Raw genomic sequence first — 11,210 nt, 5'->3', positions numbered from 1 at the left:
TAAGGAAGACGGCTCGAATCTGGATACCATCACAGGCCCCCATCACCTGGCTAATCTGATCTACACTTCAGGGTCAACAGGCAAGCCAAAAGGGGTGATGGTCGAACATCGAAACGTCGTACGTCTGGTGAAAAACACCAACTATGCCGAACTGAACGAACATACCCGCATCCTGCAGACGGGGGCGATCGTGTTTGACGCTTCGACGTTTGAAATTTGGGGAGCGCTATTAAACGGTGGACGTTTGTATCTGGAGCCGAACGATGTGATTTTGGATGCCACGAAGCTAAAGAAAACGATCCAGCAGTATGGCATTACCACCATGTGGCTGACTTCGCCGCTGTTCAATCAGCTTTCCCAACAGGACAGCAAGCTGTTCGCAGGCGTACAAACGTTGATCGTTGGGGGAGACGTACTATCCGTGCCCCATATCAATCGCGTGCGCCAGCATCATCCGGGGCTTCGCATCATCAACGGATATGGGCCGACCGAGAACACAACCTTCTCTACCACGCATGAGATTAAGGAAGAACAGACAGGGGCCGTTCCGATTGGCCGTCCCATTCACAATTCCACAGCTTATGTCGTGGATCCGTTCATGAATCTAGTGCCAATTGGCGCCTGGGGCGAACTGATTGTGGGTGGAGATGGGGTAGCCAGAGGATATGTAAACAAGCCAGAATTAACAGACGAGAAGTTTATCCCAAACCCGTTCCGGCCAGGAGAACGCAGCTACCGGACGGGAGATTTGGCAAGGTGGCGCGCAGACGGTACGTTGGAATACAAAGGCCGGATCGACGAACAGGTAAAAATCCGCGGCTACCGAATCGAGCTGGGTGAACTCGAAACCCATTTGATGAAACTAGAAGCCGTACAGGAGGCCGTCGTCACTGCACGAGAAGATGAAACTGGACAAAAACACTTGTGCGCCTATTTTGTTGCAGATCGGGTTCTAACCGCAAGCAAGGTAAGAAGCTCTTTGTCAAAGGAATTGCCTAGTTATATGATCCCGTCTTACTTTGTGCACGTGGAGCAAATTCCTTTGAATGTGAACGGAAAAGTGGACCGCAAAGCGCTGCCAACGCCAGAGGGGGGCATGCAAACGGGGACAGAATATGTGGCTCCGCGCACCCCGATGGAAGCTCAACTAGCGCAAATCTGGCAAGAAGTGCTCGGACTTGAGCGCATCGGCATGAAGGACAGCTTCTTCGACGTTGGCGGGCATTCTTTGCGAGCGACAACGCTGGTGGCGAAGATGCACAAAGCGATGGGGATCGAGATGTCGCTGCGGGAAGTGTTCCAATACTCGACCATCGAGCAAATGGCAGAAGTCATCTCTGGCAAGGAACAAAATACGTATGGTTCCATTCCAGTCATTGAAGAAAGTACTTATTATCCCGTCTCTTCCGCACAAAAACGGATGTACATTTTGAGTCAACTGGAAGGCGGAGAGCTTAGTTACAATATGCCGGGTATCTTTACAGTGGACGGACCAATCGATCGAGAAAGGCTGGAAGCCGTATTCCGCCAATTAATCCGTCGCCACGAGGTGTTGCGAACCGGCATAGAAATGGTCAACGGTGAACCTGCCCAGCGGGTACACGAGGACGTGGAATTTGCCGTGGAGTACGTGCATGCGAGCGAAGAAGAGGTGGAAGCGCTCCTTCACAAATTTGTGCGTGCATTTGATCTTAGCCATGCGCCACTCTTGCGGGTCGGGCTGATCGAACGGAAGCCAGATCACCATGTATTGATGATTGATATGCATCATATCATTTCCGACGGAACGTCCATCGGGATTATTGTTCAGGAGTTTGTTCAGTTGTACCAGGGAGAGGAGCTTGCGCCGCTGCGGATTCAGTACAAGGATTATGCGGCCTGGCAGCAGACGGACGTGCAGAGCGAACGGCTGAAGAAGCAAGAGGCGTATTGGCTGGAGGTATGTAGTGGAGAGATTCCAGTGCTCGATCTGCCAACCGATTACGCAAGACCAGCAGTCAAAAGTTTCAAGGGAGATACGTTCGAATTTGTTATCGACAAGGAAAGAAGCGAAGGGCTGCGACAGCTTGCCGCGCAAACCGGAACGACGTTGTACATGGTACTGCTCTCAGCCTATACGGCGCTGCTTTCCAAGTACAGTGGACAAGAAGATATTATCGTGGGTACGCCAATTGCCGGCAGAGCACATGCGGATTTGCAGCAGATTTTGGGGATGTTTGTAAATACGCTGGTGATGCGCAACGCTCCGTCGGGGGAAAAGCCGTTCCATACGTACGTCCAAGAAGTGAAAGAAAATGCACTGAGAGCCTATGAAAACCAGGACTATCCGTTTGAAGAACTGGTCAACAAGCTAGATGTGGCCAGAGATGTAAGCCGCAATCCGTTGTTCGATACGATGTTCATCCTGCAAAACACAGAGCAAAGCGAACTGAGCATTGGGGATTTGAAATGTATCCCGTATCCGCTCAAGCATCATGTGGCCAAGTTTGACCTTACCTTCGACCTGGTGGAAGACGTAGAAGGCATCGTATGCAGCATCGAATACGCAAGTTCGCTATACAAACGAGAAACGGTAGAACGAATGGCACAGCACTTCAAGCAGTTGATCGATGTCATTGTGAAAGACCCGCAAACGAAACTTTCGGCGATTGAGATGATTACCCCGGATGAGAAAACGCAGATTCTGGAGGTATTCAACGATACGGTTACAGGCTATCCGCGAGACAAGACGATTCACCAGTTGTTTGAAGAACAAGCGGAGCGAACGCCGGAGAGTATCGCGATTGTGTTTGAAGATAAGCTGTTGACCTATCGCGAGCTAAATGAAAGGGCGAATCGATTTGCGCGGAGATTACGCGCAGAAGGTGTACAGCCGGATCAGCCAATAGGCATCCTGGTGGAGCGTTCTCTGGAGATGATGGTTGGGATATTGGGAATCTTGAAAGCAGGCGGTGCCTATGTACCGATTGACCCGGACTATCCGGATGAACGGATGCGCTACATGCTGGAGGATTCCGGGGCGAAGCAATTGTTGGTGCAAAGACGTTTCCAGGAAAGCGTCTCCTTCACGGGTACAACCATCGTTATGGATGACGCGTTGTTGGATAAGGAGGACGGCTCGAATCTAGAGACCATCACAGGCCCCCATCACCTGGCTAATCTGATCTACACTTCAGGGTCAACAGGCAAGCCCAAAGGGGTAATGGTTGAACATCGAAACGTCGTGCGTCTGGTGAAAAACACCAACTATGCCGAACTGAACGAACAGACCCGCATCCTGCAGACGGGGGCGATCGTGTTTGACGCTTCGACGTTTGAAGTTTGGGGAGCGCTATTAAACGGCGGACGTCTGTATCTGGAGCCTAACGATGTGATTTTGGATGCCACGAAGCTAAAGAAAACGATCCAGCAGTACGGCATTACCACCATGTGGCTGACTTCGCCTCTGTTCAATCAGCTTTCCCAACAGGACAGCAAGCTGTTCGCAGGCGTACAAACGTTGATCGTTGGGGGAGACGTCCTATCCGTGCCCCATATCAATCGCGTGCTCCAGCATCATCCGGGGCTTCGCATCATCAACGGATATGGGCCGACCGAGAACACAACATTCTCTACCACGCATGAGATTAAGGAAGAACAGACAGAGGCAGTGCCGATTGGCCGTCCTATTCACAATTCCACAGCTTATGTCGTGGATTCGTTCATGAATCTAGTGCCAATTGGCGCCTGGGGCGAACTGATTGTTGGTGGAGATGGGGTAGCCAGAGGATATGTAAACAAGCCAGAATTAACAGACGAGAAGTTTATCCCAAGCCCGTTCCGGCAAGGAGAACGCAGCTACCGGACGGGAGATTTGGCAAGGTGGCGCGCAGACGGTACGTTGGAATACAAAGGCCGGATCGACGAACAGGTCAAAATCCGCGGCTACCGAATCGAGCTCTCAGAGGTCGAGACTCACCTGCTGCGTGTGGAATCCGTTAAAGAAGCAGTGGTTATCGTACGGGAAGATGATCACGGTCAAACGTATATGTGTGCGTATTTTGTTGCAGATCGGGCTCTAACCGCAAGCAAGGTACGAAGCGCTTTGTCAAAGGAATTGCCTAGTTATATGATCCCGTCTTTCTTTGTGCACGTGGAGCAAATCCCTTTGAATGTGAACGGAAAAGTGGACCGCAAAGCGCTGCCAACGCCAGAGGGAAGCATGGAAACCGGAGTCGAATACGTAGCGGCTCGCACACCGATGGAAGCTCAACTCGCGCAAATCTGGCAAGAAGTGCTCGGACTTGAGCGCATCGGCATGAAGGACAGCTTCTTCGACGTTGGCGGGCATTCTTTGCGAGCGACAACGCTGGTGGCGAAGATGCACAAAGCGATGGGGATCGAGATGTCGCTGCGGGAAGTGTTCCAATACTCGACCATCGAGCAAATGGCAGAAGTCATCTCTGGCAAGGAACAAAATACGTATGGTTCCATTCCAGTCATTGAAGAAAGTACCCATTATCCCGTCTCTTCCGCACAAAAACGAATGTACATTTTGAGTCAACTGGAAGGCGGAGAGCTTAGCTACAATATGCCGAGTATCTTTACGGTGGACGGGCCAATCGATCGAGAAAGGCTGGAGGCCGTATTCCGCCAATTAATCCGTCGCCACGAGGCGTTGCGAACCGGCATAGAATTGGTCAACGGTGAACCTGTCCAGCGGGTACGCGAGGACGTGGAATTTGCCGTGGAGTACGTGCATGCGAGCGAAGAAGAGGTGGAAGGGCTCCTTCACAAATTTGTTCGTGCATTTGATCTTAGCCATGCGCCGCTCTTGCGGGTCGGGCTGATCGAACGGAAGCCGGATCGCCATCTATTGATGATTGACATGCACCATATCATTTCTGACGGAACGTCAATTGGCATTCTTGTTCAGGAGTTTGTTCAGTTGTACCAGGGAGCAGAGCTTGCGCCGCTGCGGATTCAGTACAAGGATTATGCGGCCTGGCAGCAGACGGACGTGCAGAGCGAACGGATGAAGAAGCAGGAGGCATATTGGCTGGAGGTATGTAGCGGAGAGATTCCAGTGCTCGATCTGCCAACCGATTACGCAAGGCCGCCAGTCAAAAGCTTTGAGGGAAATACGTTCGAATTTGTTATCGACAAGCAAAGAAGCGAAGGGCTGCGGCAGCTTGCAGCGCAAACCGGAACGACGTTGTACATGGTACTGCTTTCAGCCTATACAACGTTGCTTTCCAAGTACAGTGGACAAGAAGATATTATCGTGGGTACGCCAATTGCCGGAAGAGCACATGCGGATTTGCAGCAGATGCTGGGGATGTTTGTGAATACGCTGGCAATGCGCAACGCTCCGTCGGGGGAAAAGCCGTTCCATGCGTACGTCCAAGAAGTGAAAGAAAATGCACTGAGAGCCTATGAAAACCAGGACTATCCGTTTGAAGAATTGGTCAACAAGCTAGATGTGGCCAGAGATGTAAGCCGAAATCCGTTGTTCGATACGATGTTCATCCTGCAAAACACAGAGCAAAGCGAACTGAGCATTGGGGATTTGAAATGTATCCCTTATCCGCTCGAGCATCATGTGGCCAAGTTTGACCTTACCTTCAACCTAGTTGAAGAAGCAGAAGGCATCACATGCAGCATCGAATACGCCAGCTCGTTGTACAAACGAGAAACGGTAGAGCGAATGGCACAGCACTTCAAGCAGTTGATCGATGTCATTGTGAGAGACCCGCAAATGAAACTTTCGGCGATTGAGATGATTACCCCGGATGAGAAAATGCAGATTCTGGAGGTATTCAACGGCACGGTTACAGACTATCCGCGAGACAAGACGATTCACGAGTTGTTTGAAGAGCAGGTGGAGCGTACGCCGGAGAGTATCGCGATTGTGTTTGAAGATAAACTGTTGACCTATCGCGAGCTAAATGAAAGGGCGAATCGACTTGCGCGGACGTTGCGAGCGGAAGGTATGCAGCCCAACCAACTGGTCGGCATTCTGGCCGAGCGTTCTCTGGAGATGATGGTTGGGATAATGGGAATTTTGAAAGCCGGAGGAGCGTATGTGCCGATTGATTCGGATTATCCAGAGGAACGGATTCGCTACATGCTGGAGGATTCGGGAGCAAAGCTGCTGCTGACACAGCGCCGTTTGCGGGAGCGAGTGACCTTTGACGGAAAGGTGCTGGAGCTAGATGATACGGCGGTTTACAGGGAAGATGGTTTGAATCTGGAAACCGTCGCCACCTCGAGCGATTTGGCTTATGTAATCTACACGTCAGGGTCTACCGGCCAGCCGAAAGGAGTCATGCTTGAGCATCGATCGGTTGTAAACTTAATAGAGGCAATCTGCGAGAAGATTGACTTTTCCCCTGGGAAAACGATCCTCTCTGTAACGACAATTTCTTTTGATATATTTGTGTTGGAAACGTTGCTGCCTTTAACCGCTGGAGTAAGAATCGTGCTTGCAAGCGGGGTGGAACAGACAGATCCTGCTAGGTTAAGCGATCTGATCATGGAGAATCAAGTGAACATGATTCAAATGACCCCCTCTAGAATGCAGATGCTGCTGCAAACCCCGCAGCACATGAATTGTATCCAAGTGCTTAGCGAGATCATGATCGGGGGGGAAGCACTTCCGAGTTCGTTGTTGGAAAGCTTGCAGCAAAGCACGAAGGCACGTCTGTACAATATGTACGGTCCAACGGAAACAACGGTATGGTCATCCGTTTCGGACGTAACAGATGCAGAAAAAATAAGGATAGGCCAGCCCTTGGCAAATACCCAATTTTATGTGATGAATGCAGCCGATCAACTGCAGTCGATCGGCATAGCAGGAGAGCTTTGTATTGCCGGAGAGGGACTTGCGCGCGGCTACTTGAACCGTCCAGAGTTAACCGACGAAAAGTTCGTAGCAAACCCATTTATCCCGGAAGAGAGAATGTATCGAACGGGTGATTTGGTAAAATGGCTGTCGGACGGCAATATCGAATACTTGGGTCGAATCGACCATCTGGTGAAAATTCGCGGCTACCGGATTGAGCTTGGTGAGATAGAATCGCAACTGATGAAGGTTGCGTCTGTTCAAGAAGCGGTGGTAATTGCGCGGCCAGACAAGGATGAACAGCAGTATCTATGTGCGTACTACGTGGCGGACCAAGAGTTGAAAGTCGGTGAACTTAGAGCGGCGCTGTTGCGGGAACTGCCGGGATATATGGTACCTTCCTACTTTGTGCAGCTTGTGCAGATGCCGCTCACGCCAAATAGCAAGATAGATCGTAATGCGCTGCCGACGCCAGAAGGCGGCATGCTAACGGGGACAGAATATGTGGCTCCGCGCACCCCGATGGAAGCTCAACTCGTACAAATCTGGCAAGAGGTGCTTGGACTTGAGCGCATTAGCATAAAGGACAATTTCTTTGACATCGGCGGACACTCTTTGCGGGCAACGACTCTAGTGGCGAAGATGCACAAAGAGATAGGTATCGAGATGTCGCTGCGGGAAGTGTTCCAATACTCGACCATTGAGCAAATGGCAGAAGTCATCTCTGGCAAGGAACATAATAGGGTTGGTTCCATCCCAGTCCTTGAGGAAAGGACTTATTATCCCGTCTCCTCGGCGCAAAAACAGTTATACATTTTGAGTCAACTGGAAGGCGGAGAGCTTAGCTACAATTTGCCGCTCATTATGATGATGGAAGGAGCGCTGGATCGGGAGAGGCTGGAGGAAGCATTCCGCAAACTAATCCGTCGCCACGAGGCGTTGCGAACCGGCATAGAGTTGGTCAACGGTGAACCTGTCCAGCGCGTACACGAGGACGTGGAATTTGCCGTGGCGTACATGCAGGCGAGCGAAGAAGAGGTGGAAGGGCTCTTTCACAAATTTGTGCGTGTTTTTGATCTTAGTCAGGCGCCGCTCTTACGGGTCGGGCTGATCGAATGCAAGCCGGATCGCCATGTATTGCTCATTGACATGCATCATATCATTTCCGACGGAACGTCCATCGGGATTATGGTGCAGGAATTTGTTCAGTTGTACCAAGGAGCGGAGCTTGCGCCGCTGCGGATTCAGTACAAGGATTATGCGGCATGGCAGCAGGCAGAGGTGCAGAGCGAACGGATGAAGCAGCAGGAGGCGTATTGGCTGGAGGTATGCAGCGGAGAGATTCCCGTGCTTGATCTGCCAACCGATTACGCAAGGCCGCTAATCAGAAGTTTTAAGGGAAATATGTTCGAATTTGTTATCGACAGGCAAAGAAGCGAAGGGCTGCGACAGCTTGCAGCGCAAACCGGAACGACTTTGTACATGGTTCTACTCTCAGCCTATACGACGCTGCTTTCCAAGTACAGTGGACAAGAAGATATTATCGTGGGTACGCCAATTGCCGGCAGAGCACATGCGGATTTGCAGCAGATACTGGGAATGTTTGTGAATACGCTGGCGATGCGCAACGCTCCGTCGGGGGAAAAGCCGTTCCATGCGTACGTCCAAGAAGTGAAAGAAAATGCACTGAGAGCCTATGAGAACCAGGACTATCCGTTTGAAGAACTGGTCAACAAGCTAGATGTGGCCAGAGATGTAAGTCGCAATCCGTTGTTCGATACAATGTTCATCCTGCAAAACACAGAGCAAGGGGCACTGGACATCGAGGGCCTGACATGTAGGGTTTATCCGAATCAACATAACGTTGCCAAGTTTGATCTTACCTTTATCGCGGTAGAGGAAGCAGAAGGAATCACATGCAGCATCGAATACGCCAGCTCGTTGTACAAACGAGAAACGGTAGAGCGAATGGCACAGCACTTCAAGCAGTTGATCGATGTCATTGTGAAAGACCCGCAAACGAAACTTTCGGCGATTGAGATGATTACCCCGGATGAGAAAACGCAGATTCTGGAGGTATTTAACGACACGGTTACAGACTATCCACGAGACAAGGCGATCCATCAGTTATTTGAAGAGCAGGTGGAGCATACACCGGAGCAGGTTGCGGTTGTATATGAAGGAAGCCAACTAACGTATCGTGAGCTGAACGAAAAGGCGAACCGGCTTGCGCGGAGGTTGCGTGCAGAAGGTGTACAGCCGGATCAGCCTATAGGCATCCTGGTGGAACGTTCTCTGGAGATGATGGTTGGGATAATGGGAATCTTGAAAGCAGGCGGTGCCTATGTACCGATTGACCCGGACTATCCGGATGAACGGATGCGCTACATGCTGGAGGATTCAGGGGCGAAGCAACTGTTGGTGCAAAGACGCTTCCAGGAAAGCGTCTCCTTCACGGGTACAACCATCGTTTTGGATGACGAGTTGTTGGATAAGGAAGACGGCTCGAATCTGGATACCATCACAGGCCCCCATCACCTGGCTAATCTGATCTACACTTCAGGGTCAACAGGCAAGCCAAAAGGGGTGATGGTCGAACATCGAAACGTCGTACGTCTGGTGAAAAACACCAACTATGCCGAACTGAACGAACATACCCGCATCCTGCAGACGGGGGCGATCGTGTTTGACGCTTCGACGCTTGAAATTTGGGGAGCGCTATTAAACGGCGGACGGCTGTATTTGGAGCCTAACGATGTGATTTTGGATGCCACGAAGCTAAAGAAAACCATTCAGGAGTACGGCATTAACACCATGCAACTTGTCACGCCTTTGTTCAAACAGCTTTCCCAACAGGACAACAAGCTGTTTGCAGGCGTACAAACGTTGATCGTTGGGGGAGACGTACTATCCGTGCCCCATATCAATCGCGTGCTCCAGCATCACCCGGGGCTTCGCATCATCAACGCTTATGGGCCGACCGAAAACGCTACAATCTCTACCACGCAAGAGATTAAGGAAGAACAGACAGAGGCAGTACCGATTGGCCGTCCTATTCACAACTCCACAGCGTATGTCGTGGATCCGTTCATGAATCTGGCGCCAATTGGCGCCTGGGGTGAACTGATTGTGGGTGGAGATGGGGTAGCCAGAGGGTATTCAAACAAGCCAGAATTAACAAATGAGAAATTTATCCCAAGTCCGTTCCGACCAGGAGAACGCAGCTACCGGACGGGAGATTTGGCAAGATGGCGCTCAGACGGTACGTTGGAATACAAAGGCAGGATCGACGAACAGGTAAAAATCCGCGGCTACCGAATCGAGCTCTCAGAGATCGAGACTCACCTGCTGCGTGTGGAATCCGTTAAAGAAGCAGTCGTTATCGTTCGGGAAGATGATCACGGTCAAACGTATATGTGTGCTTATTTTGTTGCAGATCGGGCTCTAACCGCAAGCAAGGCAAGAAGCGCTTTGTCAAAGGAATTGCCTAGTTATATGATCCCGTCCTTCTTTGTGCCTATGGAGCAAATCCCGTTGAACGTGAACGGAAAAGTGGACCGCAAAGCGCTGCCAACGCCAGAGGGGGGCATGCAAACGGGGACAGAATACGTGGCTCCGCGCACCCCGATGGAAGCTCAACTCGCGCAAATCTGGCAAGAAGTGCTCGGACTTGAGCGCATCGGCATGAAGGACAACTTCTTCGACATTGGCGGACATTCTTTGCGAGCGACAACGCTGGTGGCGAAGATGCACAAAGAGATGGGGATCGAGATGCCGCTGCGGGAAGTGTTCCAATACTCGACCATCGAGCAAATGGCAGAAGTCATCTCTGGCAAGGAACAAAATACGTATGGTTCCATTCCAGTCATTGAGGAAAGGACCCATTATCCCGTCTCTTCCGCCCAAAAACGGATGTACATTTTGAGTCAACTGGAAGGCGGAGAGCTTAGCTACAATATGCCGGGAATCTTTACGGTGGACGGACCAATCGATCGAGAAAGGCTGGAGGAAGCATTCCGCCAATTAATCCGTCGCCACGAGGCGTTGCGAACCGGCATAGAGTTGGTCAACGGTGAACCTGTCCAACGGGTACACGAGGACGTGGAATTTGCCGTGGAATACGTGCAGGCTAGCGAAGAAGAGGTGGAAGGGCTCTTTCACAAATTTGTTCGTGCATTTGATCTTAGCCATGCGCCGCTCTTGCGGGTCGGGCTGATCGAACGGAAGCCGGATCGACATGTATTGATGATTGACATGCATCATATCATTTCCGACGGAACGTCCATCGGGATTATGGTTCAGGAGTTTGTTCAGTTGTACCATGGGGCAGAGCTTGCGCCCCTGCGAATTCAGTACAAGGATTATGCGGCATGGCAGCAGGCAGAAG

General features: G+C 51.1%; 1 protein-coding gene. It reads left to right on the top strand.

Annotated elements, in window-relative coordinates:
• Positions 1-19: 19 nt before the first annotated feature.
• On the top strand, positions 20-11,210 hold an 11,191-nt coding region (locus GON22_RS25000), incomplete at its 3' end, for an amino acid adenylation domain-containing protein (RefSeq protein ID WP_336604367.1).

It is taken from the genome of Paenibacillus sp. MMS18-CY102, from assembly GCF_009789195.1.
Taxonomy (GTDB): Bacteria; Bacillota; Bacilli; order Paenibacillales; family Paenibacillaceae; genus Paenibacillus_T.
The sequence above is the reverse complement of the archived record's forward strand: the minus strand, read 5'-3'. Positions and strand labels throughout refer to the sequence as shown.